Source organism: Pseudonocardia sp. DSM 110487 (assembly GCF_019468565.1).
In the GTDB taxonomy this organism is placed as follows: domain Bacteria; phylum Actinomycetota; class Actinomycetes; order Mycobacteriales; family Pseudonocardiaceae; genus Pseudonocardia.
The window spans coordinates 9913334-9937207 of the sequence record NZ_CP080521.1; the positions used below are offsets into that span (position 1 = coordinate 9913334).

Annotated in this window: 27 protein-coding genes; 19 read left to right on the top strand and 8 right to left on the bottom strand. The window is 71.8% G+C overall.

The features are described 5' to 3' along the window. Position 1 precedes the first annotated feature (1 nt). The 3 genes from K1T35_RS46305 to K1T35_RS46315 all read right to left on the bottom strand — a co-directional run bounded on the left by K1T35_RS46305 (position 2) and on the right by K1T35_RS46315 (position 2841). Positions 2-1240, bottom strand: a complete 1239-nt coding sequence (locus tag K1T35_RS46305) for an MFS transporter (protein WP_220257967.1) — start codon at positions 1238-1240, stop codon at positions 2-4. Between the two features lie 527 nt (positions 1241-1767). Next, positions 1768-2442, bottom strand: coding sequence for a Crp/Fnr family transcriptional regulator (locus K1T35_RS46310; protein WP_220257968.1), 675 nt, complete (start codon positions 2440-2442; stop codon positions 1768-1770). A gap of 147 nt (positions 2443-2589) precedes the next feature. Further along, a complete protein-coding gene (locus K1T35_RS46315; protein WP_220257969.1) occupies positions 2590-2841 on the bottom strand; it encodes a hypothetical protein in 252 nt (83 codons plus the stop codon). Between the two features lie 171 nt (positions 2842-3012). On the opposite strand from K1T35_RS46315, the gene nth reads away from it, so the two are divergent. Genes nth through K1T35_RS46335 form a run of 4 tightly spaced genes read left to right on the top strand, consistent with a single transcriptional unit; the run spans position 3013 to position 6401 of the window. Continuing rightward, the gene (gene nth / locus K1T35_RS46320; RefSeq protein WP_370645546.1) at positions 3013-3858 is read left to right on the top strand and encodes an endonuclease III; all 846 of its coding nucleotides are present in this window, start codon (positions 3013-3015) and stop codon (positions 3856-3858) included. Continuing rightward, complete coding sequence (locus K1T35_RS46325; protein ID WP_255621388.1) at positions 3855-4493, top strand: TlpA disulfide reductase family protein; 639 nt, start codon at positions 3855-3857, stop codon at positions 4491-4493. Before nth ends, K1T35_RS46325 begins: the two co-directional genes overlap by 4 nt. After that, the gene (locus tag K1T35_RS46330) at positions 4490-5185 is read left to right on the top strand and encodes a CoA pyrophosphatase (protein WP_220257970.1); all 696 of its coding nucleotides are present in this window, start codon (positions 4490-4492) and stop codon (positions 5183-5185) included. Before K1T35_RS46325 ends, K1T35_RS46330 begins: the two co-directional genes overlap by 4 nt. 19 nt (positions 5186-5204) lie before the next feature. After that, entirely contained in the window at positions 5205-6401 is a 1197-nt protein-coding gene (locus K1T35_RS46335; protein ID WP_220257971.1) for a MarP family serine protease, read from the top strand. 234 nt (positions 6402-6635) lie between these two features. Here K1T35_RS46335 and K1T35_RS46340 read toward each other — a convergent pair whose 3' ends face one another. The 3 genes from K1T35_RS46340 to K1T35_RS46350 form a co-directional block, all read right to left on the bottom strand. Beyond that, a complete protein-coding gene (locus K1T35_RS46340; protein ID WP_220257972.1) occupies positions 6636-6830 on the bottom strand; it encodes a DUF397 domain-containing protein in 195 nt (64 codons plus the stop codon). A 21-nt stretch (positions 6831-6851) separates the two neighbouring features. Next, on the bottom strand, positions 6852-7694 hold the full coding sequence (locus K1T35_RS46345) for a helix-turn-helix transcriptional regulator (protein WP_220257973.1): 843 nt from the start codon (positions 7692-7694) through the stop codon (positions 6852-6854). Positions 7695-7804: 110 nt separating this feature from the next. Then, complete coding sequence (locus K1T35_RS46350) at positions 7805-9085, bottom strand: adenylosuccinate synthase (protein ID WP_220257974.1); 1281 nt, start codon at positions 9083-9085, stop codon at positions 7805-7807. Positions 9086-9254: 169 nt separating this feature from the next. On the opposite strand from K1T35_RS46350, the gene K1T35_RS46355 reads away from it, so the two are divergent. From K1T35_RS46355 to urtE, 6 genes are all read left to right on the top strand, one after another. Next, positions 9255-9878: a hypothetical protein gene (locus K1T35_RS46355; protein WP_255621389.1), complete on the top strand. Its 624-nt coding sequence runs from the start codon at positions 9255-9257 to the stop codon at positions 9876-9878. Between the two features lie 137 nt (positions 9879-10015). Continuing rightward, positions 10016-11275, top strand: a complete 1260-nt coding sequence (gene urtA / locus K1T35_RS46360) for an urea ABC transporter substrate-binding protein (RefSeq protein ID WP_255621390.1) — start codon at positions 10016-10018, stop codon at positions 11273-11275. A gap of 1 nt (position 11276) precedes the next feature. Beyond that, positions 11277-12161, top strand: coding sequence for an urea ABC transporter permease subunit UrtB (gene urtB, locus K1T35_RS46365; RefSeq protein WP_220257976.1), 885 nt, complete (start codon positions 11277-11279; stop codon positions 12159-12161). Then, entirely contained in the window at positions 12158-13231 is a 1074-nt protein-coding gene (gene urtC, locus K1T35_RS46370; protein WP_220257977.1) for an urea ABC transporter permease subunit UrtC, read from the top strand. Before urtB ends, urtC begins: the two co-directional genes overlap by 4 nt. Beyond that, entirely contained in the window at positions 13231-14007 is a 777-nt protein-coding gene (gene urtD, locus K1T35_RS46375) for an urea ABC transporter ATP-binding protein UrtD (protein WP_220257978.1), read from the top strand. Before urtC ends, urtD begins: the two co-directional genes overlap by 1 nt. Next, positions 14007-14699, top strand: coding sequence for an urea ABC transporter ATP-binding subunit UrtE (gene urtE / locus K1T35_RS46380; protein WP_220257979.1), 693 nt, complete (start codon positions 14007-14009; stop codon positions 14697-14699). Before urtD ends, urtE begins: the two co-directional genes overlap by 1 nt. 42 nt (positions 14700-14741) lie before the next feature. On the opposite strand, the gene K1T35_RS46385 is transcribed toward urtE, so the two are convergent. Continuing rightward, entirely contained in the window at positions 14742-15449 is a 708-nt protein-coding gene (locus K1T35_RS46385) for a hypothetical protein (RefSeq protein ID WP_220257980.1), read from the bottom strand. Between the two features lie 122 nt (positions 15450-15571). Here K1T35_RS46385 and K1T35_RS46390 point away from each other — a divergent pair, with 122 nt between their 5' ends. The 9 genes from K1T35_RS46390 to K1T35_RS46430 all read left to right on the top strand — a co-directional run bounded on the left by K1T35_RS46390 (position 15572) and on the right by K1T35_RS46430 (position 23175). Continuing rightward, complete coding sequence (locus K1T35_RS46390) at positions 15572-15874, top strand: urease subunit gamma (protein WP_220257981.1); 303 nt, start codon at positions 15572-15574, stop codon at positions 15872-15874. Next, entirely contained in the window at positions 15874-16218 is a 345-nt protein-coding gene (locus K1T35_RS46395; protein ID WP_220257982.1) for an urease subunit beta, read from the top strand. Before K1T35_RS46390 ends, K1T35_RS46395 begins: the two co-directional genes overlap by 1 nt. Further along, positions 16215-17930, top strand: a complete 1716-nt coding sequence (locus K1T35_RS46400) for an urease subunit alpha (protein ID WP_220257983.1) — start codon at positions 16215-16217, stop codon at positions 17928-17930. Before K1T35_RS46395 ends, K1T35_RS46400 begins: the two co-directional genes overlap by 4 nt. Then, positions 17930-18607, top strand: coding sequence for an urease accessory protein UreF (locus K1T35_RS46405; protein WP_220257984.1), 678 nt, complete (start codon positions 17930-17932; stop codon positions 18605-18607). Before K1T35_RS46400 ends, K1T35_RS46405 begins: the two co-directional genes overlap by 1 nt. Then, complete coding sequence (ureG, locus tag K1T35_RS46410; RefSeq protein ID WP_220257985.1) at positions 18597-19298, top strand: urease accessory protein UreG; 702 nt, start codon at positions 18597-18599, stop codon at positions 19296-19298. The genes K1T35_RS46405 and ureG overlap by 11 nt, the downstream gene beginning before the upstream one ends. After that, entirely contained in the window at positions 19298-20077 is a 780-nt protein-coding gene (locus tag K1T35_RS46415; protein ID WP_220257986.1) for an urease accessory protein UreD, read from the top strand. Before ureG ends, K1T35_RS46415 begins: the two co-directional genes overlap by 1 nt. Before the next feature lie 4 nt (positions 20078-20081). Beyond that, positions 20082-20822, top strand: coding sequence for a GntR family transcriptional regulator (locus K1T35_RS46420; protein ID WP_220257987.1), 741 nt, complete (start codon positions 20082-20084; stop codon positions 20820-20822). A 30-nt stretch (positions 20823-20852) separates the two neighbouring features. After that, positions 20853-21572 (top strand): aspartate/glutamate racemase family protein, encoded by a 720-nt coding sequence (locus tag K1T35_RS46425; protein ID WP_255622789.1) that lies wholly within the window; start codon positions 20853-20855, stop codon positions 21570-21572. A gap of 133 nt (positions 21573-21705) precedes the next feature. Beyond that, entirely contained in the window at positions 21706-23175 is a 1470-nt protein-coding gene (locus K1T35_RS46430; protein WP_220257989.1) for an NCS1 family nucleobase:cation symporter-1, read from the top strand. On the opposite strand, the gene K1T35_RS46435 is transcribed toward K1T35_RS46430, so the two are convergent. Continuing rightward, positions 23154-23816 carry a 1-acyl-sn-glycerol-3-phosphate acyltransferase gene (locus K1T35_RS46435; protein ID WP_220257990.1) on the bottom strand — a complete coding sequence of 221 codons (663 nt, stop codon included), beginning with the start codon at positions 23814-23816 and terminating at the stop codon, positions 23154-23156. The two genes, K1T35_RS46430 and K1T35_RS46435, sit on opposite strands and share 22 nt — an antisense overlap. Positions 23817-23874: the final 58 nt, after the last annotated feature.

The window sequence follows — 23874 nt, forward strand, 5'->3', positions numbered from 1 at the left end:
ATCAGGCCACTGGGGCCGGCGCCTCCGCCGGGCGCGGCAGCAGCGTTGCGCGGCGCAGCCACAGCACCGCCGCCAGCACCACACCCGCCGCGCCGCCGGACAAGAAGGCCGCGGGCGGGCCGAACGCCTCCACGACGATCCCCGCGCTGGACTGGCCGGTGGCGATGCCGAGCGTGGCGGCCGTGACCAGCCATCCGAACGCCTCGGTGGCCGTGCCGGGCGGAGCCGCGATGTCGAGGGCGAGGGAGTGGCCGGTGACCTGCGGTGTGATCAGCGCGCCCGACACGATCATCGTGAGGATGAGCACCGCCATCGACCCGGTAGGCCCGACGAGCGCCATCGCGGCCACCAGCACCGCGAACCCGCCGAGCAACGCCGGCATCCGCAGGTGCAGCGGCCGCGGCCAGGGACGCATCCCGTAGAGCACGCCGGCGAGCACCGAGGAGATCGACCACACCGACAGGAGCACGCCGCCCAGCGTGGGTGACTCCGCCGCAGCGGTGACCGCGGGCAGCCCGACCTCCACGGATCCGATCACCAGCCCGAATCCGAGCGCGGCGACGGCCACCGTGCGCATCCCGGGCCGGGCGAGCGCACCCAGCAGGGAGACGCTGTGGTGAGCGGGGGCACGTCCGACGCGGCGAGCCGGGCGGCTCAGCGCGAACCCGCCCGCCCCGAGCACCATCGCGGCGCCGGCCACCGTGAGACCGAGGCCGGGCCATGGCGCCGCGACCAGGAAGGCGGCGATCGCCGGGCCGAGGATGAAGAAGACCTCCAGGCTGATGGCCTCGTACGTCAGTGCGGCTGACCGCGCGGGCCCGGCCGGCACGAGCGTGGTCCACAACGATCGGGACGCGCCCTCCACGGCCGGCCGGACGATCCCCGCGACCGTGGCCAGCGCCACCAGCACGGCCAGCGGCTGCCCGGTCTCGACCGCGGTCACCAGCGCGGTGACCGACAGCGCGAACACCGCGACGACCATCAGAAGCGGCCGGCTCGGCCCCAGCCGGTCGATCACCCGGCCCTGCGCAACGGAGCCCGCGGCCACGCCGATCATCTGGCCTGCGGAGACAAGCCCAGCCGCGGCGAACGATCCGGTCTCCCGCTGCACGTAGAGCAGCGTCGCCAGCGGCAGCATCGCGATGGGGAACCGGCCGACGGCGGAGGCGAGTACGGGCACCGCCGCACCAGGAGCTGTCAGGGCGGCGCGGTAGTCGGCGAGCGACGCTGAGGACGACATGGGTCCAGGGTTGCACATTCTGGTACGGCGGTACCAGAAATTTCGGCCGAGCATGGATGAACGGCACCGCCAAGGTGGCTGGTGTCATTCGCGTGGCGGCCCGGCCACCGGTAGCGGTCTTCGGTAGGGCCTCCGGTAGCGCCGCGCATCGCGCGGGCCGCCCCTCCGGGCAAACCACGCGGGCAGGCCCAAGGGCCTACCCCGGAGGGCGCGCGGCGCCACCGAAGGCGGTCCCACGGACATGATCAAGGCTTCGACGCGGCGGAATCGGCCGGCACCGAGTCACTGCTGGACCGTGATCACCGCGAGTGGTGCCAGGACGACAGATCTGTCGTCCCGACACCATTTCCGACGATCACGAGCCACTCGCGGGCACGTGGGCCGACAACGCCAGGCCCCGGCCTGCCCCACAGGCATGCGCGAGGGGCGGCCCCGCACACTGCGCGGCGCCGCCAGGAGGCCCGTTCAGGCCCAGGACACCAACCACCGAAAGACACTAGGAGCGGTGCCGTTCGAAAAGCCCCGAGCTACCGAGCGCGGCGGGCGAGCCGCTCGGGCTCGAGGATCAGCACGCTCTTGCCCTCCAGCCGCAGCCAGCCGCGGTGGGCGAAGTCGGCGAGCGCCTTGTTGACGGTCTCGCGGCTCGCCCCGACGAGCTGGGCGATCTCCTCCTGCGTGAGGTCGTGCGTGACGCGCAGCAGGCCGGACTCCTGCGAACCGAACTGGCGCGCCAGCTGCAGCAGCGCCTTCGCCACCCGCCCGGGGACGTCGGTGAAGATGAGGTCGGCGAGCGCGTTGTTGGTGCGGCGCAGGCGCCGCGCGAGCACCCGCAGCAGCTGCTCGGCGATCTCGGGGCGCTTGCCGATCCACTCCCGCAGCGCCGGCCGGTCCATTGTGAACGTGCGGACCTCGGTGACGGCGGTGGCCGACGACGTTCGCGGGCCCGGGTCGAAGATGGACAGCTCGCCGAACATGTCCGACGGTCCGGCCACCATGAGCAGGTTCTCCCGGCCGTCGGGTGACTTGCGCCCGATCTTGACCTTGCCGCTGCCCACGATGTACAGCCTGTCGCCCGGCTCGCCCTCAGCGAAGATCACGTGGCCACGCGGGAACTCCGCGGGTTCGAGCGCCTGGGCCAGCGCCTCGGCCGCGTGGGGCTCAACACCCTGGAAGATCCCTGCGCGGATCAGTACGTCGTCCACTGCGTCGCTCCTCGTCCCAGGCCGCTGCCCCGCGGCCGGATCACCGGCCGGTCAGTCTAGGGGTTGCGCGCACACTGTGTGACGCCGCAGCCGTCGAATCCCTGCACAACCGGGCGACTTTCACCCGGTTTCGCCCTCGTAGTCCGGTCAAGCCGCCCTGTTGCGCCGCGAGGACTTGCGCCCTCGCGAGCCACGGTTGCGCAGGCGGAAGAGCTCCAGCGCGCGGCCGGAACCCTGCCGGAAGAGGGCACGTACCTCGTCCGGCCGGGGCCGTTCGAGGAGCTCTTCGACCTCTTCAGGACGCACGGTCGCCTCCCGCAGCCGGGACTCCACGCGCTCCATGCCGAGAGCGAAGAACATCACCAGCAACGGTACGAGGACGGACAGCCAGGCAGTCATGTTGGCTCCGATGGTCTCGCACCGCGTCGAGCGACTTGCGGCGGGGGTCGGCGAGTTCCCATCCCGTTATGATTTCGTGACCTCGACCGGCACTCTGCGTGACGATCCGCAGGCCCGCCCCGGCGGCATCACCGACTGTCGGAGGCCTTCCGTACGCTCTTTTCCGTGACCATCGCCTCTCGGAGCACGCCCACAGCGTCCGCGACGGCACGCAGCGCGGCCCGGCTCGCCAAGCGGGTCGCCGCGGGCGAACCGGCGCTCGGCCGCTCCCGGCGCGTCGGGCGCATGCTGCGCACGCTGGCCGCCACCCACCCCGACGCCCACTGCGAGCTCGACTTCACCACACCGCTCGAGCTCGCCGTGGCCACGATCCTGTCGGCGCAGTCCACCGACAAGTTGGTCAACTCCGTCACACCGGCGCTCTTCCGGCGCTACCCCACCGCGCTCGACTACGCGCAGGCCGACCGCGCCGAGCTGGAGGAGATGATCCACAGCACCGGCTTCTTCCGGAACAAGGCCAACTCGCTGATCGGGATGGGCAGTGCCGTCGTCGAGAAGCACGACGGCGTACTCCCGCACACGCTCGAGGAGCTCGTCGCACTCCCTGGGATCGGCCGCAAGACCGCCAACGTGATCCTCGGCAACGCGTACGGCATCCCCGGCATCACGGTCGACACCCACTTCGGTCGCCTGGTGCGGCGCTGGGGCTGGACCCAGGAAGACGACCCGGTCAAGGTCGAGCACGCGATCGGCGCGATGGTGCCCAAGCGCGACTGGACGATGGTGTCCCACTACGTGATCTTCCATGGCAGGCGCGTGTGCCATGCCCGCAAGCCGGCGTGCGGCGCGTGCACGCTCTCCGCCGACTGCCCCACGTTCGGCGCAGGCCCCATGGATCCCGTGCAGGCCGCCGCCCTCGTGAAGGGCCCCTCACGCACCCACCTGCTCGCCATGGTCGGCATCCCCGACGACGACGCACCTCCCGCCGCAGGCGGCGAGGACGCCGACGCACCGTGACCCACGAGCTCCGGGTGCGCCGCTCGGAGATCATCGCCACCGTGCTGGTCGCGCTGCTCGCGGCGGTGGCGGTATTCGCGCTGTGGCCGCGAGATCGCGACCCTGCCACGCGGGCTACTGGGACCATGGAACAGGTGCAGGTCTCCGACGCCGACCTCGCCGCGGCCCGGGCGGCGGCGGGAGCCATTCCGTGCCCCGCCCCCACCGGCGCGGCGCCGGCAGGTCCGCTCGCGGGAGTCACGGCCCCGTGCCTCGGCGCCCCGGGCTCCGTCGATGTCGGAGCCGCGCTCGCGGGCCGTCCGGCACTGATCAACGTGTGGGCGTCGTGGTGCGTGCCCTGCCGCGAGGAGCTGCCGGCGCTCGCCGAGTACGCGGCGCGGCCGGGAGCGGTCCCGGTGCTGACGATCGACACCCGCGACGACCCGCGTGCCGCGCTCTCGCTGCTCGGCGAGCTCGGCGTCGAGCTGCCGTCCGTCATCGACACCGACGGCGCCCTGCGGGCCGCGCTCGACGTGCCCCCCGCGTTGCCCGCGTCGTACGTCGTGCGCGCCGACGGAACGGTCACCCGCGTCGATCCACCCATCCCGTTCCGCACGGCCGACGACGTCGCCGCCGCCGTGGAGCGGCTGTCGTGAGCGCATCCCTGCGGCCGGAGCGGGCCCCGGAGTGGCTGCGGCCGCTGCTGTCCGGCGTCCGCGGGGTCGACGCCGCCGAGCTGGTGCGCCACCGCCTGCCGCCGCCTGCCGACGGGCGCCGCGCTTCCGTGCTGGTGCTCTTCGGCGACGACGCCGACCACGGCCCCGACGTACTGCTCGTCGAGCGCGCCAGCACGCTGCGCGAGCACGCCGGGCAGGTCGCATTCCCGGGTGGGGGCGCCGACGACACCGACGTCGACGTCGTGGCCACGGCCCTGCGGGAGGCGGAGGAGGAGGCGGGTGTCGAGCCGGAAGGGGTGCTGCCGCTCGCGCTGCTCCCCGACCTGTTCGTGCCGCCCTCCGGGTTCATCGTCACGCCCGTGCTCGCCCACTGGGTGCGGCCGGTGGCAGTGCACGCGGTCGATCCGCGTGAAACGGCCAGCGTCGTGCGGGTGCCGATCGCCGCGCTCGCCGATCCGGAGCACCGCATCCTGGTTCGTCACCCGTCCGGGTTCACCGGTCCGGCCTTCGTCACGGCGGGGTTGCTCGTGTGGGGTTTCACCGGGGGCCTATTGTCCGCGCTGTTGGATAGGGGCGGATGGGCGCGTCCGTGGGACACCACTCGGGTGATGGACCTCGACGCAGCGTGGTCGGCGGCCAGGGCCGGCCAGCAGGAGGTCGCGGGATCGTGAGGGTGGGGGCAGGGGCGACGTGAGCTGGGTTGATCTCGTCGTCGTCCTGCTCGCCCTGATCGCCGCCGTCTCGGGCTGGCGCCACGGCATGGCCGTGGCGCTGCTGTCGTTCGTGGGCGTTCTCACCGGCGCGGTGCTCGGCGTTCGGCTGGCGCCGCTGCTGGCCGCAGGCGTCGAGGCACCCACCACGCGCGTGATCGTCAGCATCGTCGTCGTGGTGCTGCTGGTGGCGCTCGGCGAGACCACCGGCGTCTTCTTCGGCAGGCGCATCCGCGACCGCATCACCGGGCAACGGTCGCTGCAGGTCGACTCCACGCTCGGCTCGGTGCTGCAGGCCATCACGGTCGTGGTGGCGGCGTGGCTCGTCGCGCTCCCGCTCGCATCGGCCAGCTTCCCCGGCCTCGCCGCGGGCGTCCGAGGCTCCGAGGTCCTGCGCGCGGTCGACAACGTGATGCCCGAGGCGGCCAAGGCGCTCCCCGAGGAGCTGCGGCAGCTGCTCAACAACTCCGGCTTCCCGGACGTGCTGAGCCCGTTCGCCGAGACCCCGATCACCGAGGTCGGCGCCCCCGACCCCGCGCTCGCGCAGAGCCCGATCGTCGCCGATGTCGCGAGCAGCGTCCTCAAGGTCCGCGGCCGCGCCCCGTCGTGCGCCCGGCAGCTCGAGGGCACCGGGTTCGTGATCGCGCCTGAGCTGGTGATGACCAACGCGCACGTCGTCGCGGGCACGGCCGAGACCGGCGTCGAGGTGATCGGCCGCCGCGGCCGCGTGCAGGAGCTCGACGCCGAGGTGGTGCTCTACGACCCCGCCGTGGACGTCGCCGTGCTCCGCGTGCCCGACCTCAACGCCGACCCGCTCGAGTTCGACGGTCAGCCCGCCGCCGCGGGCGACGACGCGATCATCGTCGGCTACCCGCTCGACGGCCCGTACACGGCCACGGCCGCAAAGGTCCGGTCGCTGATCCGGCTCAAGGGTCCCGACATCTACGACGACGGCGAGGTCACCCGCGAGGTGTACACGGTGCGGGCCGTGGTCCGCTCTGGCAACTCCGGCGGCCCCATGATCGCACCGGACGGCCGAGTGATCGGGGTCGTGTTCGGCGCCGCGCTCGACGACCAGGAGACCGGCTTCGTCCTCACCGTCGAGCAGGTGAACGGCGCGGTGCAGGCGGCAGGCAACCTGCGGCGCGAGGTCGACACGGGCAACTGCGCGGCCTGAGGGGGCCGGGCGAGGGGTATGCGGTAGCGGCCGCGCCGACACACACCAACTTCGGTGCTGGCACACGAACCGCAGTTACTGCGTGAGCGCCAATGTTGGTGTATGAGTGGCGAGTTTGGTCATTCTCGCCCGCCCGGAGCTCGACCGCGCAGCCCGCTCACACACCAAGATTCGCGTTCGCACAGCAAGTGCAGTTGGTGTGCGAACGCGGAAGTCCGTGTGTGAGCAGGCCGCCTACTCGAACTCGCCCGCTCGCACGCCTGCGAGGAAGGCCGTCCAGTCGGCAGCCGCGTAGCGGTGCGGGGGCAAGGCGCGGTCCTTGGTGTCGCGCACCGCGACCGCACCGGGCCGGAACGCCACCTCGACGCAGTTCTCGCCGTTGCCACCGCTGAAGCTGCTCGTGAACCAGCGGAGCTCGTCGTCGCGCACGGCCTTCTCCTTCGGACGGGCTCACCCTCCGGCCAGCCGATGGATCAGCGCCATCGACTCGGCCGGATCGAGCGCATTGGACAACACGCGCTCGAATGCCACCTTAGCCCGAGCGACCTCCGCCACCTTGTCGAGTATCAGAGCGCCGATGGTGTGCTCGACGTGAGCCATGTCCGGCTCACCCAACTCACCGAAGCTGAGGATCGTGAAGCTGGAGGCCAGGCCTGCGTGGGCGCCGACCGCGCTGGGCAGAACCCTCAGCGTCACCGTGTCCAGCTCGTCGAGCACGGCGATCTGCTCGAGTTGCTGCCGCAGGACCGCCGGGCCGCCCACCGGTCGGTACAGGGCCGACTCGTCGACCACCGTCACGAGCTCCAGCGGGTTCTCGGCAGCGCTCAGCCGCCGTTGGCGATACATCCGGGCTGCGACCTCGTTGTCCAGCTCCTCGTCCGTGCGCCGGACCGGTACCGCGCGCATCAGGGCGCGGGCATAGTCCGCTGTCTGCAACAGGCCAGGTACGTAGCCCAGGGTGAAGACCTGGACTCGGCGCGCCTCGGTCTCGAAGGCGATATAGCTGTTATTGCCGAGGCCGTAGGCCCGCCACCATCCTGGCTGCTGAGCCTCCCGAGCCAGCTCGATCAACTCGTGCCACCGGAGCCCGCCCACGTCATAGACGTCGAGCATGCTCTTCACCCAGTGCACGTCGATGATGACCTGTGCGTTCTCGATCCGGCTGAGCTTGCTCACCGAGAAGTCCAGCTTCGGCGCCGCCTGCTCCAGGGTGAGGCCGGACTGCTCGCGCAGCAGCTTCAGCTGCCGGGCCAGCACCCTCCGTCGGATCATCGATCCCTCGTGCCGCGTCACGTGACCCCCCGCTCCGTCCTGATCACGGATCGTGGCACAGGGGAACGCGGGACCGGGATTTTCACCGCGACCTGGCACGCACCGCCGAACGCGCGCCCGCAACGGGGCGCTCAGACGTCGCGCGTGATCGTCTGTTCGCGGCCGGGCCCGACGCCGATCGCGCTGACGGGCGCTCCGGTCAGCTCCTCGATGCGCTCGACGTACGCGCGCGCGTTCGCCGGGAGGTCGTCGAAGGTGTGGCAGGCCGAGAGGTCCTCGAACCAGCCGGGTAGCTCCTCGTAGACCGGCTGCGCGTGGTGCACGTCGGTCTGGGTCATCGGCATGTCGTCGACCCGGCGCCCGTCGACCTCGTAGCCGACGCAGATCGGCACCGTCTCCAGGCCGGACAGCACGTCGAGCTTGGTGAGGAAGAAGTCGGTGATGCCGTTGACGCGCACGGCGTAGCGGCCGATCACCGCGTCGAACCAGCCGCAGCGGCGCGGGCGCCCGGTGGTGACGCCCACCTCTCCGCCGGCCTTGCGCAGGTGCTCGCCCATGGCGTCGAGCAGCTCGGTGGGGAACGGGCCCGAGCCGACGCGGGTGGTGTAGGCCTTGAGGATCCCGATCACCCGCGTGATCCGGCTGGGCCCGATGCCGGAACCGACCGCCGCGCCGCCCGCCGTCGGGTTCGAGCTGGTGACGAACGGGTAGGTGCCGTGGTCGACGTCGAGCAGGGTGCCCTGGGAGCCTTCCAGGAGGATCGTCTCGCCCGCTTCGAGGGCCTTGTTGAGCAGGAGCCGGGTGTCGGCGATCCGGTCGGCGAACCGCCGCCCGTGCGCCAGCACGGAGTCGACGACCTCGTCGACGGAGAGCGCCCGCCGGTTGTAGACCTTGACGAGCACCTGGTTCTTGTAGTCGAGGGCGGCCTCGACCTTCTGGTGCAGGATCTTCTCGTCGAGCACGTCGGCCACGCGGACCCCGACGCGGGCGACCTTGTCCTGGTAGGCGGGGCCGATCCCCCGACCGGTGGTGCCGATCTTGGCCTTGCCCAGGAACCGCTCGGTGACCTTGTCGATCGCCACGTGGTACGGCATGATCAAATGCGCGTCCGCGCTGATCATCAGGTTGCTCGTGTCCACGCCCCGCGCCTCGAGGCCGGCGAGCTCGTCGAGCAGCACGCCGGGGTCCACCACCACGCCGTTGCCGATCACGTTCTTGACGCCTGGCGTGAGGATCCCCGACGGGATGAGGTGGAGCGCGAAGTCCTGGCCGTTCGGCAACACCACTGTGTGGCCGGCGTTGTTGCCGCCCTGGTAACGAACCACCCACTGGACCTGGCTGCCGAGAATGTCGGTGGCCTTGCCCTTGCCCTCGTCGCCCCATTGGGCACCGATCAGCACGATCGCCGGCATGTGAAACTCCAGTCCTGGCCGCACCTCAACCGCGGCGGGGAAGGGTAACCGATCAGTGAGCCCGATCGATTCGGACGTGGTGCTGCTGACCTGCTCCGATCAGGGGCAGGCCCGGCGGCTCCCCGTGCACGGTAGTCGCCATGGTGGCCCGCTCGCTGCACTGAGGGTCGTGGCCCACTCTGTGGACCTGCCCGCTCGTCCCGGGCGCACCGACCTCGACCCCGTACTCGCCGAGCTCGCTCCCCGCCGGGTGGTGGTCGCCGGCACCGACGCCGACCTCGCCGCCGTGCTGCTGCGGCTGCTGCGCACCGAGCGCCTCGACGTCGAGGTCGCGTACCTCCCGGGGAAGCGCTCGCCCGCGACCGCGGCGTGGGGCCTGCCCACCGGGGCCGCGGCGGCGGCACTGGCCGTCGCGGGAACCGCGTCCGGAGTGCCGCTCGTGCGCGACGACACCGGCGGCGTGCTCGTGGGCCGCGGGGAGATCCGCGACGTCCGTGGCGAGTGCTACTGCGACGAGACCCTTGTGCTGCGCGGGCACGCGCGCAGGCTCGTCGTCGTCCCGGGCCCGGACGGCGTCGCCGTGCGGGCGGGGTGGGGTGGCCGGGCGCCGGACGGGCGCATGCGGCCGGTCCCGGTCCGTGCTCCGAAGGGCACCGGTTCCGCGGTGGGGCGGGCGGTGCAGGTGGGCTGCGAGCCCGCGATCGTGTTGGCCGACGGCGTACCGCACCCGCGTCCGGTTCCGCGAAGGACCTGGTATCGGCACACGGCCGACTGGCTGCTCGTGCGCGCCTGAACGGGCGATCAGCGTCACAGCGCGTGAGGCCAGGACACACCGTGTTCACCTGATCAGATCACGCGCGAAACATGGCGTTCCTACGTTCGGCCGAGGGCCGGAGCACGGCGGCCCGTCGTCCTCGGAAAGGTTCGCCTGTGACCACCTCTCGATCTCGCCGAGCCATCAGGGCCGCGGCCCTGCTGACAGCCGGCCTGATGCTGTCCGCCTGCGGCGCGCGCGTCGACGCCGCCGGATCCGGTGCCGCGACCGCCGCACCGTCCTGTGTCGACACGTCGGGTAGCGAGATCAAGGTCGGGTTCCTGAACTCGCGCTCCGGCACGATGGCGATCAGCGAGAACACGGTGTTCGACTCGCTCTCCCTCGCCGCGGAGCAGATCAACGCCGCGGGCGGGGTGCTGGGCAAGCAGCTGAGCATCGTGGCGGAGGACGGCGCTTCCGAGCCCACGATCTTCGCCGAGAAGGCGCAGAAGCTGATCCGCAGCGACTGCGTATCCGCCGTGTTCGGCGGCTGGACGTCCTCGTCGCGCAAGGCGATGCTGCCGGTGTTCGAGAGCAACAACTCGCTGCTCTTCTACCCGGTGCAGTACGAGGGCCTCGAGTCGTCGAAGAACATCTTCTACACCGGCGCCACCACGAACCAGCAGATCATCCCGGCGCTGGACTACCTGAAGGAGCAGGGCGTCACGAGCCTGTTCCTCGTGGGCAGTGACTACGTCTTCCCGCAGACCGCCAACAAGATCATCAAGGCGTACGCGGCCGCGAACGGCATCGAGATCAAGGGCGAGGAGTACGCCCCGCTCGGACACACCGACTTCGCCACGATCGTCGCCAAGGTCCGTGACGCTGGCGCGGGCGCGGTGTTCAACACCCTCAACGGCGACTCGAACGTCGCGTTCTTCAAGGAGTACAAGAACCTCGGCCTGACGCCCGCCGCCATGCCGGTGATCAGCGTGTCGATCGCCGAGGAGGAGGTCGGCGGCATCGGCGTCGACAACATCATCGGCCAGCCGGTGGCCTGGAACTACTACCAGACGATCGACACGCCCACGAACCAGCAGTTCGTCGAGGCGTTCAAGGCGAAGTACGGCGCCACCCGCGTGACGTCCGACCCGATGGAGGCGGCGTACACGTCGCTGTTCCTCTGGAAGGGCATGGTCGAGAAGGCCGGCTCGTTCGACGTCGCCGCGGTGCAGGCGGCGGCGGGCGGGGTCAGCTACGACGCCCCGGAGGGCACGGTCACCGTCAACGGCGAGAACCACCACATCGCCAAGACCGCCCTGATCGGCAAGATCGGCGCCGACGGCCTCATCCACACCGAGTGGTCGTCGGGCGCGCCGATCGAGCCCGACCCGTACCTCAAGACGTACCCGTGGGCCGGCGGGCTGGCCGGCTGACGTGGAAGCCCTCGTCACGCAGGTCTTCAACGGCCTGTCCGGCGGCTCGATCCTGCTGCTCGCGGCGCTCGGCCTCGCCCTGACGTTCGGTCAGATGGGCGTGATCAACATGGCGCACGGCGAGTTCATCATGGCTGGCGCCTACACCGCCTACGTCACGCAGAACGTGCTGGGCTCGGCCGGGTTGTCGCTGCTGGTGTCGCTGCCGATCGCGTTCGCGGTCGGCGGCGTGCTCGGGGTGGTGCTCGAGGCCACGCTGCTGCGCCGGATGTACCACCGCCCGCTGGACACCCTGCTCGTCACGTGGGGCGTCTCGCTGGTGCTGCAGCAGCTCGCCCGGGACGTCTTCGGCACCGCAGGGGTCGACGTGCCGGCGCCGGGCTGGCTGTCCGGCCCGGTCGAGGTGCTCGGGTTCGCCTTCCCGCGCACGCGGCTGTTCATCCTGCTGCTCGCGGTGGCGGCGTTCGTCGTGCTCGCCGCGGCGCTGCGCTACACCGCGCTCGGGCGGCGGATCCGGGCCACCGTGCAGAACCGGCCACTCGCCGAGACCTCGGGGATCTCCACCCGCGCCACCGACCGCCTGACCTTCTTCATCGGGTCCGGGCTGGCGGGCGTCGCGGGCGTGGCGCTCACGCTGATGGGCTCGATCTCGCCCAACCTCGGCACGTCCTACATCGTCGACGCGTTCCTCGTGGTGGTCGTCGGCGGGATCGGCCAGATCAGGGGCGCGGTGATCGCCGCGTTCCTGCTCGGCGTGGCGCAGAGCTGGATCGAGTACTCCACGACGGCGTCAATCGCGAAGGTGCTGGTGTTCGCCCTGATCGTCGCGTTCTTGCAGGTACGGCCACAGGGGATCTTCACGGTGCGCACGAGGAGCCTGGCATGAGCCGCCGCTGGGCCGTCCCCGCCGCGTTCGCCGTGGCGGCCGTGCTGCTCTTCGCCGTGGCCCCGCTGGCACTCAGCCCGTTCCGGCTCGACCAGCTCGGGCGCTACCTCTGTTTCGCGATCGTCGCGGTCGGGATCGGGCTGGCGTGGGGCCGGGGCGGGATGCTGGCCCTCGGCCAGGGCGTGTTCTTCGGGATGGGCGCCTACCTGATGGCGATGCACCTGAAGCTCGCCGACGCGGGCCCTGGCGGCACGCCCGACTTCATGGCGCTGATCTCGTCGGACGGCGTTCCGTGGTGGTGGGAGCCGTTCCGCTCCGAGATCATCACGCTGCTCGCGATCCTGCTGCTGCCCGCCGCCGTGGCCGCCGTACTCGGGCTCGCGACGTTCCGGCGCAGGGTCCGGGGGGCGTACTTCGCGATCCTGTCCCAGGCGCTCGCCGCGGCGTTCGCGATCCTGCTGGTCGGCAACCCGACCGGCACCGGCGGCTCAACCGGCCTGTCCGGCTTCCGCGGCTTCTTCGGCTTCGCGCTCTCTGACCCGGCCAACCGGCTCGTGCTGTTCTTCACGGCGGCGGGCGTGCTGCTGGTCATGCTCGCCCTGGTCCGCCAGCTCATGGTGAGCCGCTACGGCGAGCTGCTCGTGGCCTGCCGCGACGCGGAGGAGCGGGTGCGCTTCCTCGGCTACGACCCGGCCAACGTCAAGACCGTCGCGTTCGTGATCGCGGCGTTCATGGCCGGGATCGCGGGGGCGCTGTTCGTTCCGATCGTCGGCATCGTCTCGCCGAACGACGTCGGCATCGTGCCGTCGATCGGGATGCTCATCGGCGTCGCGATCGGCGGGCGCACCACGCTCTTCGGGCCGGCGCTGGGCGCGATCGCAGTGACCTGGGCGGGCAGCACCCTGTCCGAGCAGTTCCCGTCGGGCTGGACCTATGCCCAGGGCCTGCTGTTCATGCTGGTGATCGCCTTCCTGCCGGGTGGCCTCGCGTCGCTGGCGTGGCGGCGGACGCGCACTGCTGCGCCCGCGCCGTCGGCGCAGCCGGTGCCTGCCCCGTCGGGAGGGAACTGATGCAGCAGGACTATCTCGAGGTCACGGGTCTCACCGTCAGCTTCGACGGGTTCGTGGCCGTCGACGGGGTCGACCTCTCGGTGCTGCCCGGCGACCTGCGCTTCCTCATCGGGCCCAACGGCGCAGGCAAGACCACGCTGATCGACGCCGTGTCCGGGCTCGTGCCGGCCACGGGCTCGGTCCGCTACGGCGGGCACGAGCTGACGGGCCGCAAGGTGCACCGGATCGCGCGGCTGGGCGTGGGGCGGACGTTCCAGACCGCCACCGTGTTCGAGGAGCTCACGGTGCTGCAGAACCTCGACATCGCCGCGGGCCACCGCCGCGGCCCGCTCACGCTCGTGCGGCGCAGGAAGGGCATCCCCGAGGAGGTCGAGCAGGCCCTCGACACGGTCGGTCTCACGGAGCTGGTCGACGCCCCCGCCGGGGTGCTGGCGCACGGCCAGAAGCAGTGGCTCGAGATCGGCATGCTGCTCGTCCAGAACGCCCGGCTGCTGATGCTCGACGAGCCCGTCGCGGGCATGAGCGCGGAGGAGAAGGACGAGACGGGGAAGCTGCTGCAGCGCATCGGGGCCGACCGCACGGTCGTGGTCGTGGAGCACGACATGGACTTCATGCGCTCGTTCGCGAACTCGGTGACCGTGCTGCACGCCGGCAAGGTGCTCGCCGAGGGCAGCGTGCGCGATGTGCAAGCCGACCCGCGCGTGCAGGAGGTCTACCTCGGGCCCGGCCACCACTCGCAGGCCGAGGTCGAGACCGTCCTCGGGGAGGTTTCCTGATGCTCACCATGACCGATGTCGAGGTCGGCTACGGCCGCACCTCGGTGATCCACGGCGTCACGATCGAGGTACCCGCCGACGAGGTGGTCGCCGTGATGGGCCACAACGGCGCCGGAAAAACCACCCTGCTGCGCGCGGCGGTCGGGCTGCTTCCGACGCGGTCGGGCCGGATCACGCTGGACGGCGAGGACGTCACCGGCACCCAGCCCCACCAGCGCGTGCGCCGCGGCCTCGCGTACGTGCCGCAGGGGCAACAGTCGTTCGGGCAGCTGACGACGCTGGAGAACCTGCAGGTCGTCGCCGACACGAAGCAGGGCGGCAAGGCCCTGATCGACGAGGCGCTCGACCTGTTCCCCGCGCTGAAGGACCTGCTCGGCCGTCGAGCCGGGCTGCTGTCAGGCGGCCAGCGCCAGCAGCTCGCGATCGCCCGCGCGCTGATCACGCAGCCCAGGATGCTCATCCTCGACGAGCCGACCGAGGGCATCCAGCCATCGGTGGTCGCGGAGATCGAGGAGGCCATCCTCGGGCTCACCCGCCGCGGCGGGCTGTCGGTGCTGCTGGTCGAGCAGCACGTCGGCTTCGCCCTGGACGCCGCGCACCACTACTACGTGCTCGCCTCGGGCCGGGTGACGGCGGACGGGCGTGGCGGCACCGACTCGGTCACCGACGTGCGGTCGGCGATGGCGATTTGACAGCTCGTGAGCGGATAGGCGCGCTGGAGCACGCGTATCCACTCACGACCCCACGGCCGACCTGATCAGGTCGCGCACCGGCCCGGCGTCGAGCCCACGGTTCTCCAACTCCTTGACCACGGCGTCGGCGACCGCGGCAGCGCCCTGCGCCGCGACCTCGGGGCCCGCCTGCGCGATGTCGCTCTCGACGTTCTGCCGCAGTACCGAGCCGCCGTACCAGACACCCATCACGAGCGCGGCCACCGGCAGCAGCAGCGACGCGGCGAGCCCGAGCCCGGCAAGCGCCTTCGGCCGGGCGATCGCGAGCGCGATCACGGCGAGCACGAACACCACGAGGGCGCCGAACAGGACCGTGCCGAGGCTCATCACCTGGCCGCCGGCACCACCGAGCGCGTCGCCGGAGGTGATGCGGATCGACGCGAGCGTCTGGTAGGTCAGGTAGTAGGTCGCCGCCGACACGGCCAGCGCCAGCAGCAGCACGAGGCCGGAGAAGACCTGGCCGCGCCTGCGCGGGCGCCCGGACGAGTAGTCGTCGTCGTAGTCGTCGTCGGCGGGGCGGGAGCGCGGCGCTGGGCTTCGGGGGATCTCCGCCCGCACGGTCGGGATCGGCGCTGTGGGGAGGAATGCCGTCCTGTCCTGCGCCGCCGGGGGCGGAACCGCGGGTCGGCGGCCTGCCGGGTGGGGAGCGGTCGGGTAAGGAGCAGTCGGTCGGGGAGCCGCAGGCGGGCCCCACTGAGATGGCTCGCTCATCACGGCACCATCTCACGATCGGGTGACGGCCGCCGGGTGCGGGTTGATGCACTGCGTCACGGGGGCCGCTGCGGAAACATGATCGAAGCATCCGAGTAACAAACCGCGGTGAGGATGGCGCCATGCACCTGAGCCCCCAGGAGCGCGACAAGCTGCTCGTTCACGTCGCGGCCGACGTCGCGCGGGCCCGCAAGGCGCGCGGGCTGCGGATGAACTACCCCGAGGCGGTCGCGCTGATCACGGACCACGTCCTGGAGGGCGCCCGCGACGGGCGCACCGTCGGGGAGCTCATGTCGAGCGGACGAGAAGTACTCACCAAGGACGACGTGCTCGACGGGGTGGGCGAGATGCTCGACTCGGTGCAGGTCGAGGCCACCTTCCCGGACGGCACCAAGCTCGTCACCGTCCACAGCCCGATCGTCTGATGGCCGGCTCAGCAGGGCGGGGCGGCCCCGGCGAGATCATTCCCGGCGAGGGGGCCGTGCCTCTGAACCCCGGCCGGGACCGCGTCACCGTGGTCGTCACGAACGCGGCCGACCGGCCCGTGCAGGTCGGCTCGCACTACCACTTCGCAGCGGTGAATCCCGGGCTGGAGTTCGACCGGGCCGCCGCGTGGGGCCGCCACCTGGACATCCCCGCCGGCACGTCCGTGCGGTTCGAACCGGGCGTCGAGCGGGAGGTCGTGCTCGTGCCGCTCGCCGGTGCCCGCCGGGTGCCCGGGCTGCGCCCCGAGTACGCCGGTTCGCTCGACGAGAGGGGCCCGGAGTGACGTCCATCGAACGCTCCCGCTACATCGACCTGTTCGGCCCCACCGTCGGCGACCGGGTCCGGCTCGCCGACACCAACCTCTTGATCGAGGTCACCGAGGACCGCAGCCGCGGCGCAGCTTCCGGCGACGAGGTGCTGTTCGGCGGCGGCAAGGTGATCCGCGAGTCGATGGGCCAGTCCAACCGCACCAGCGCCGAGGGCGCCCCCGACCTCGTGATCACGGGCGCCGTCGTCCTCGACCACTGGGGCGTGGTCAAGGCCGACGTCGGCATCAGCGACGGGCGGATCGTCGGCATCGGCAAGGCCGGCAACCCCGACACGATGGACGGCGTCGACGATGCGCTCGTCATCGGGCCGTCCACCGAGGTGATCGCCGGGAACGGGAAGATCCTCACCGCGGGCGCGATCGACTCGCACGTCCACTTCATCTGCCCGCAGCTGGTCGACACCGCGCTCGCCGCCGGCGTCACCACGCTCGCGGGTGGCGGAACCGGCCCCGCGGAGGGCTCGAAGGCCACCACCGTCAGCCCAGGGCCGCGCGCCATCGGCCGGATGCTGCAGGCGATGGACCACCTGCCGATCAACGTGCTGCTGCTCGGGAAGGGCAACACCACCAGCGAAGATGCGATGTGGGAGCAGCTGCGCGCCGGCGCGGGCGGGTTCAAGCTGCACGAGGACTGGGGCACCACCCCCGCGGCGATCGACGCCTGCCTCCGCGTGGCCGACGCCTCGGGCGTGCAGGTGGCCCTGCACAGCGACACGCTCAACGAGGCGGGCTTCCTCGAGTCCACGGTGGCGGCGATCGCGGGACGGTCGATCAACGCCTACCACACGGAAGGGGCCGGCGGCGGACACGCGCCGGACATCATCGAGGTCGTCGGCACCCCGAACATCCTCCCGGCGTCCACCAACCCCACCCGGCCGCACACGGTCAACACGGTGGACGAGCACCTCGACATGCTCATGGTCTGCCACCACCTCAACCCCGGCGTGCCGGAGGACCTGGCCTTCGCGGAGAGCCGCATCCGGCCCAGCACGATCGCGGCCGAGGACTTCCTGCACGACATGGGCGCGATCTCGATGATGAGCTCGGACTCGCAGGCCATGGGCCGCATCGGCGAGGTGATCATCCGGACCTGGCAGACCGCGCACGTCATGAAGGCCGCCCGCGGCGCGTTGCCCGGCGACGGCCGCGCCGACAACCTGCGGGCCCAGCGCTACATCGCGAAGTACACGATCAACCCTGCGATCGCGCACGGCATGGCGGACGAGATCGGCTCCGTCGAGGTGGGCAAGCTCGCCGACCTCGTGCTGTGGGAGCCGAAGTTCTTCGGGGTGCGCCCCGAGCTGGTGATCAAGGGCGGGTTCATCGCGTGGGCGCAGATGGGCGACGCCAACGCATCGATCCCCACCCCGCAGCCGGTGCTGCCGCGCCCGATGTTCGGGGCAGCGCCACTGGTCGCGGCCGAGACCAGCCGGAACTTCGTGTCCGCCGCGGCCATCGACGCCGGGCTCGACCACCTGCGGCTCACCAAGCACGCGCTCGCGGTCACCGACACCCGTTCGGTGTTCAAGGCGGACATGATCGCCAACGACGCCACCCCCGAGGTGAAGGTCGACCCGGACTCGTTCGCCGTGCGCATCGACGGCGAGCTGGTCGAACCCGCCCCGGTGTCCGAGCTGCCGATGGCGCAGCGCTACTTCCTGTTCTGATGGCCTCGCTCGCCGCCCTCACCCTCGCCGACGCCCGCTTCCCCGGCGGCGGGCACGTCCACTCCGGCGGGCTGGAGGAGGCCGTGGCCCGCGGGCTCGTCACCGGGGTGGGCGACCTGGGGCCGTTCCTGGCCGGGCGGCTGCGGACGGCGGGGCTCGTGGCGGCCGCGTTCGCCGCGGCGGCCGTGGAGACGGCGAACGGGCGCGGCGCGCCATGGCCGGTCCTCGACGCCGAGCTCGACGCCCGCACGCCCGCCGCCGCGCAGCGCGAGGCGTCCCGCGCACAGGGCCGGGCCGCCCTGCGCGCGGCCCGCGTGGCATGGCCGTCGCCCGTGCTGGACGCGCTGGTGGCCGCTTCCCCCCGGCCGCACCACCCGTTGCTGGTCGGCGCCGTGATCGGGATCGACGGCGGCAGCCAGGCGGAGGCCGCGCAGTGCGCCGCCTACCTCGCCGTGAGCGGGCCGGCATCGGCCGCTGTGCGGCTGCTCGGGCTGGACCCGTTCGCCGTGAACGCCGCTGTCGTCGCACTGCGGCCCGTGCTCGACGCAGTGGTCGCGGCGGCCACCGCGCCCCGCTCGGCCGACCGGCTGCCGGCGCCCGGCGCCCCGGTGCTCGACCTCATGGCCCAGGCCCACGTCCGTCACCACCGAGAGCAGGTGCGTCTCTTTGTCAGCTAGTCACGGCCACGGTCACGGCCACTTGATCAGTTTCGACCCGACGGAGTCGGATCCGGATCTGCACGAACCCGTCGAGCCGCGGGGCCGGGCGGTGCGGATCGGCATCGGCGGTCCGGTCGGCAGCGGCAAGACGGCGCTGGTCGCGGCGCTGGCGCGCACATTGGGCGACCGGCTGAACCTCGCCGTGGTCACCAACGACATCTACACCACGGAGGACGCCGACTTCCTGCGCCGCAACGCGGTGCTCGCACCCGAGCGGATCGAGGCCGTCCAGACCGGCTGCTGCCCGCACACGGCGATCCGCGACGACATCACCGCCAACCTCGACGCGATCGAGCTCCTGGAAGAGCGGTTCGGCGACCTCGACCTGGTGCTCGTCGAGAGCGGCGGCGACAACCTCACCGCGGTGTTCAGCCGCGGGCTCGTCGACCGGCAGATCTTCGTGGTCGACGTCGCCGGTGGCGACAAGGTGCCGCGCAAGGGCGGCCCCGGCGTCACGACGGCCGACATGCTCGTCATCAACAAGATCGACCTCGCCTCGCTCGTCGGCGCCGACCTGGACGTCATGACCTCCGACGCGCACCGGATGCGCGGCCGGCTGCCGGTGATCGCGCAGTCGCTGGTGAACGACCCGGCCGCCACGGACGTGGCCACCTGGGTGCTCGCGCAGGTCGCGGCCGTGCACGTCTGATGCGCGGGAGGGCGCGGGTCGTCGTCGAGCGCGGACCGGACCGGCGCAGCATCGTGCGCGAGCTGCGCTCACAGCCACCGCTGGCGCTGCTGCCACAGCGCGGAGCCGCGGCAGCGCGTTCGGTGGCGGCCACCGTGCACATGGTCGGGTCGGCCACGAGCCCGCTCGGTGGCGACGACGTGGGCCTCGACGTCGAGGTCGGGCCGGGCGCCGACCTCGTGCTCACCGGAGTGGCCGCCACGCTGGCGCTGCCCGGGCAGGCGGGCGGGTCCAGCCACCTCGCGATCCGGCTGCTGGTGGCCGACGGCGCGAGCCTGCAGTTCCTCCCGGAGCCGACGGTGGTCACGCGGCGGGCGGACCACCACGGCGAGCTGCATGCCACGCTCGGCGCCGGCTCGCGGCTGCGGTGCCGGGAGGTGCTGGTGGCGGGCCGCAACGGCGAGTCGTCCGGGCGGTTCCGCGGGCTCGTCCGCGTGACGGACGGGACACGGCCGCTGCTCGTGCAGGAACAGGAGCTGGGCGACCTCGAGCTCCAGTCCTCCGCCGCGCACCTGGCCGGACGCCGCGTGCTGGGCACCGAGGTGCTGGTCTGGGGCGAGGACCCCGCCGAGGCGGTGGCGGGCGACTGGTGGTCGCTCAGCCCGCTGCCGGGTCGGGGCTGCCTTGCCACGGCGGTCGGGAGCGACGCCGTCTCCGCGCAGCGGGCGCTGGCCGATGCCGTGGCCGCCCACCCGGGGTGGTCGGCCGACGTGCTCGGTACCGCGGTGGCCGTACGGTGAGGCGATGACCGGTTACGGGCCCCGGCGCAGGCTGCCGGACGACGCCGCCACATTCGTCGCGGAGCTGGCCCGGTCCCGCCGCATCGGCGCACCGCAGGCGGTGCTCGGCGAGCTGCGCAGGGTGATCCTCGCCGGCGACGCTCCTCCGGGCCTCGCGATCCCCTGCGACGAGGTGGCGGCGCAGTTCGAGGTCAGCGTGATCCCGGTGCGCGAGGCGCTGAAGACGCTGGTGGGCGAGGGTCTTGTCGAGCACAGGCGGCGCGGTGGCTACACGGTGGCGTGTCTGACCCCCGCCGAGCTCGACGAGCTGTACGTGGTGCGCGGAGTGCTCGAACAGGCCGCGCTGGCCGCGGCCGTCACGCTGGCAGACGATGCGGACCACGCACGGGCCCTCGAGGCCCACGAGGCGCTCGCGGCCGCCGTCGCGGACGGTGATGCTCGGCGCTACAACCGGGAGAGCCGCCGGTTCCACCTCGCGCTGGTTGCCCCCGCCGGGATGCAGCGCTTGCAGGCGATGCTGGAGTCGGCCTGGAATCTCACCGAGCCGTACCAGCCGATGACCCAGGTGCCGTCCGCGGAGCGCAGGGCCCTGCACGAGGAGCACGAGCAGATGCTGGGAGCCTTCGTGACGGGGGACGCCGAGGCACTCCGAGAGCAAGCCGCGGCCCACCACGAGCACCTGCGCCGCACGATCTCCGACGGCAGATCCGAGGTATCGGGTTCCGGCGACGACGCATCCCCGTAAATTGCGGTCGTGGAGTGCGCCCGAATCCTTGTGATCAATCCGAATACCACCGCCGCGATGACCGCGGCGATCGGGAAATGCGCGGCAGCCGCGGCGAGCAATGGCACCATCATCACGGCGGTGTCGCCGTCGATGGGGCCTGCATCGATCGAGAGCCACTACGACGAGGCCCTCGCCGTGCCCGGCCTGCTCGCCGAGATCGCCGATGCCGAGGAGGAGGGGTCGGCCGACGGCTACGTGATCGCGTGCTTCGGCGACCCGGGGCTGGACGCCGCACGCGAGCTGGCCAGCGGCCCCGTGGTCGGCATCGCCGAGGCCGCGATGCGCACGGCCGCCTATCTCGGCCGCGGGTTCAGCGTGGTCACCACCCTGGACCGCACCAGGGGACGGGCCGAGGACCTCGCCGCGCACTACGGGCTCGCCCGCTTCTGCCGCGGCGTACGGGCGTGCGAGATCGGGGTGCTCTCGCTCGAGGAGCCCGGCGCACGGGATGCGGTGCTGGCCGAATGCAGGCGGGCCGTTGCCGAGGACGGCTCGGACGCCGTGGTGCTGGGCTGCGCGGGGATGGCCGACCTGTGCAAGGAGTTCACCGCCGAGCTCGGCGTGCCCGTCGTGGACGGGGTGGCGGCCGCGACGCGGACCGTCGAGACGCTCGTGTCGCTGGGCCTGCGCACCGGGGACCGGGGCGAGTTCGCCCGCCCGCCCGCGAAGCCGTACACCGGCCTGCTGCGCGATTTCCAGGTCCGGTAGCCAATTATAAGTTGAGATTTGTTTCCTCCGGCGTACGAGGGCGTGAATCATCGAGCGTGGCTCGCTGACGCGCCGGGAGGTCGCTTACCGTCCCGAGCGGGATCGAATCCGGACCACTGCTACGGGAGGCGCGATGACCGATTCCCTCACCCACTCAGAGGCGACTCGGCCCGATTCACCAGGCCGCCCTCCCTACGACGACCGGCTCACGAACGAGGACCTCGCCCCGCTGCGCGAGCAGCGCTGGGGCTCCTACAACTTCTTCGCGTTCTGGATGTCCGACGTCCACAGCGTCGGCGGGTACGTCACGGCGGGCAGCCTGTTCGCCCTCGGGCTCGCCGCGTGGCAGGTGCTGGTGGCGCTGCTGATCGGGATCTCGATCGTCTACCTGCTGTGCAACCTGGTGGCGCGGCCGAGCCAGGCCACCGGCACCCCGTACCCGGTGATCTCCCGCGTGGCGTTCGGCGTGCTCGGCGCGAACGTCCCGGCGATCATCCGCGGGCTCATCGCCGTGGCCTGGTACGGGATCCAGACCTACCTCGCCTCGGCGTCGCTCGTCGTCGTCGCCTTGAAGCTGTGGCCGGGCCTCGCGCCCTACGCCGACGTCGAGGCGTACGGGTTCACGGGCCTCTCGCTGCTCGGCTGGGCCGCGTTCCTCGCGATGTGGGTGATGCAGGCCGCCGTGTTCTGGAACGGCATGGAGGCCATCCGCAAGTTCATCGACTTCTGCGGGCCCGCCGTCTACGTGGTGATGTTCCTGCTCGCCGGCTACCTCGTGGCACAGGCGGGCTGGGGCGCCATCGACCTGAACCTGGTGGACGTCACCATCACCGGCTGGGCCTCGGTCCCGGTGATGCTCACCGCGATCGCGCTCGTGGTGAGCTACTTCTCGGGACCGATGCTCAACTACGGCGACTTCGCCCGCTACGGCCGCACGTTCGCCGCCGTCAAGCGGGGCAACTTCCTCGGGCTCCCGGTGAACTTCCTGGCGTTCGCCCTGCTCACGGTCATCACCACGGCGGCGACACTGCCCGTCTTCGGTGAGCTCATCACCGACCCCGTCGAGACCGTGGCGCGGCTGGACAACACCTATGCCGTGGTGCTCGGCGCGCTGACCTTCATGATCGCGACGATCGGCATCAACATCGTCGCGAACTTCGTCTCGCCCGCCTTCGACTTCTCCAACGTCGCGCCGCAGCGGATCAGCTGGCGGGCAGGCGGAATGATCGCCGCCGTCGGCTCGGTCCTCATCACGCCGTGGAACCTCTACTCCAGCCCGGAGGTCATCCACTACACGCTCGACACGCTCGGCGCCTTCATCGGCCCGCTGTACGGCGTGCTCATCGCCGACTACTACCTGGTCAAGAAGCGCCAGGTAGTAGTCGACGACCTGTACACGATGCGCCCGGACGGCGCCTACCACTACCGGAAGGGCTACAACCCGGCGGCGATCGTCGCCACCGTGGTGGGGGCCACCATCGCGATGCTCGTGGTGTTCCTCGGCTCCGCCGACGCGGCGGCGTTCAGCTGGTTCATCGGTGCCGGGCTCGCGTTCGCCCTGCACATGGCGATCTCCCGGCGTCAGGCGGCAGGGCGCTCGTGATAGGTGTCGACGTACTCCTGGTGGGACAGCCGCGCGATCGCGTCCATCACCTCGTCGGTGGCGGCGCGGCGGATGGCGCTTGAGCCCTCCAGGCCCTCGTACCGGCTGAAGTCGAGCGGCTGCCCGAACCGCACGACCACCCGGCGCGGCCGGGGGAACCGCTTGCCCACCGGCTGCACCCGCTCGGTGCCGATCAACCCGACCGGCACGACCGGGGCGCCGGTGGACAGCGCCAGGCTGGCCACGCCGGTGTGCCCGCGGTGCAACCGGCCGTCGAGGGAGCGCGTGCCCTCGGGGTAGATCGCGAACGCGCCACCCGAGTCGAGGACCTTGCGCGCCGCGTGCAGTGCCGCCAGCCCCGCCTTCGCGTTCGCGCGGTCGACGGGCACGTACCCCAGCGCCGAGAGGAACGACGCCAGCGCGCGGCCGCGCAGGCCGGTGCCGACGAAGTACTCAGCCTTGCCGAGGAATGACACCGACCGACCGGCCGTCAACGCGATCAGCGCCGTGTCGACGGCGGCTCGGTGGTTGGCCGCGAGGATCACCGGACCCTCGCGTGGCACGAACTCCGCGCCGTGCACCACTGGGCGGTAGATGAACCGGGCGAGCGGGGCGAGCAACCAGCGCACGAGCAGATGCACGGGCTAGGAACGCTGATCAAGTCCCGCGGGTTCCCGGATCAAGAAGATCCCGGCGTCG

Bases quoted from the DNA above. Each gene is read 5' to 3' on its own strand.
- K1T35_RS46305 (WP_220257967.1), bottom strand. From the start codon at position 1,240: ATGTCGTCCTCAGCGTCGCTCGCCGACTACCGCGCCGCCCTGACAGCT.
- K1T35_RS46315 (WP_220257969.1), bottom strand. From the start codon at position 2,841: ATGACTGCCTGGCTGTCCGTCCTCGTACCGTTGCTGGTGATGTTCTTC.
- K1T35_RS46350 (WP_220257974.1), bottom strand. From the start codon at position 9,085: ATGCCGGCGATCGTGCTGATCGGTGCCCAATGGGGCGACGAGGGCAAG.
- urtC (WP_220257977.1), top strand. From the start codon at position 12,158: ATGAGCCGCCGCTGGGCCGTCCCCGCCGCGTTCGCCGTGGCGGCCGTG.
- urtD (WP_220257978.1), top strand. From the start codon at position 13,231: ATGCAGCAGGACTATCTCGAGGTCACGGGTCTCACCGTCAGCTTCGAC.
- urtE (WP_220257979.1), top strand. From the start codon at position 14,007: ATGCTCACCATGACCGATGTCGAGGTCGGCTACGGCCGCACCTCGGTG.
- K1T35_RS46385 (WP_220257980.1), bottom strand. From the start codon at position 15,449: ATGAGCGAGCCATCTCAGTGGGGCCCGCCTGCGGCTCCCCGACCGACT.
- K1T35_RS46390 (WP_220257981.1), top strand. From the start codon at position 15,572: ATGCACCTGAGCCCCCAGGAGCGCGACAAGCTGCTCGTTCACGTCGCG.
- K1T35_RS46395 (WP_220257982.1), top strand. From the start codon at position 15,874: ATGGCCGGCTCAGCAGGGCGGGGCGGCCCCGGCGAGATCATTCCCGGC.
- K1T35_RS46405 (WP_220257984.1), top strand. From the start codon at position 17,930: ATGGCCTCGCTCGCCGCCCTCACCCTCGCCGACGCCCGCTTCCCCGGC.
- K1T35_RS46415 (WP_220257986.1), top strand. From the start codon at position 19,298: ATGCGCGGGAGGGCGCGGGTCGTCGTCGAGCGCGGACCGGACCGGCGC.
- K1T35_RS46420 (WP_220257987.1), top strand. From the start codon at position 20,082: ATGACCGGTTACGGGCCCCGGCGCAGGCTGCCGGACGACGCCGCCACA.
- K1T35_RS46430 (WP_220257989.1), top strand. From the start codon at position 21,706: ATGACCGATTCCCTCACCCACTCAGAGGCGACTCGGCCCGATTCACCA.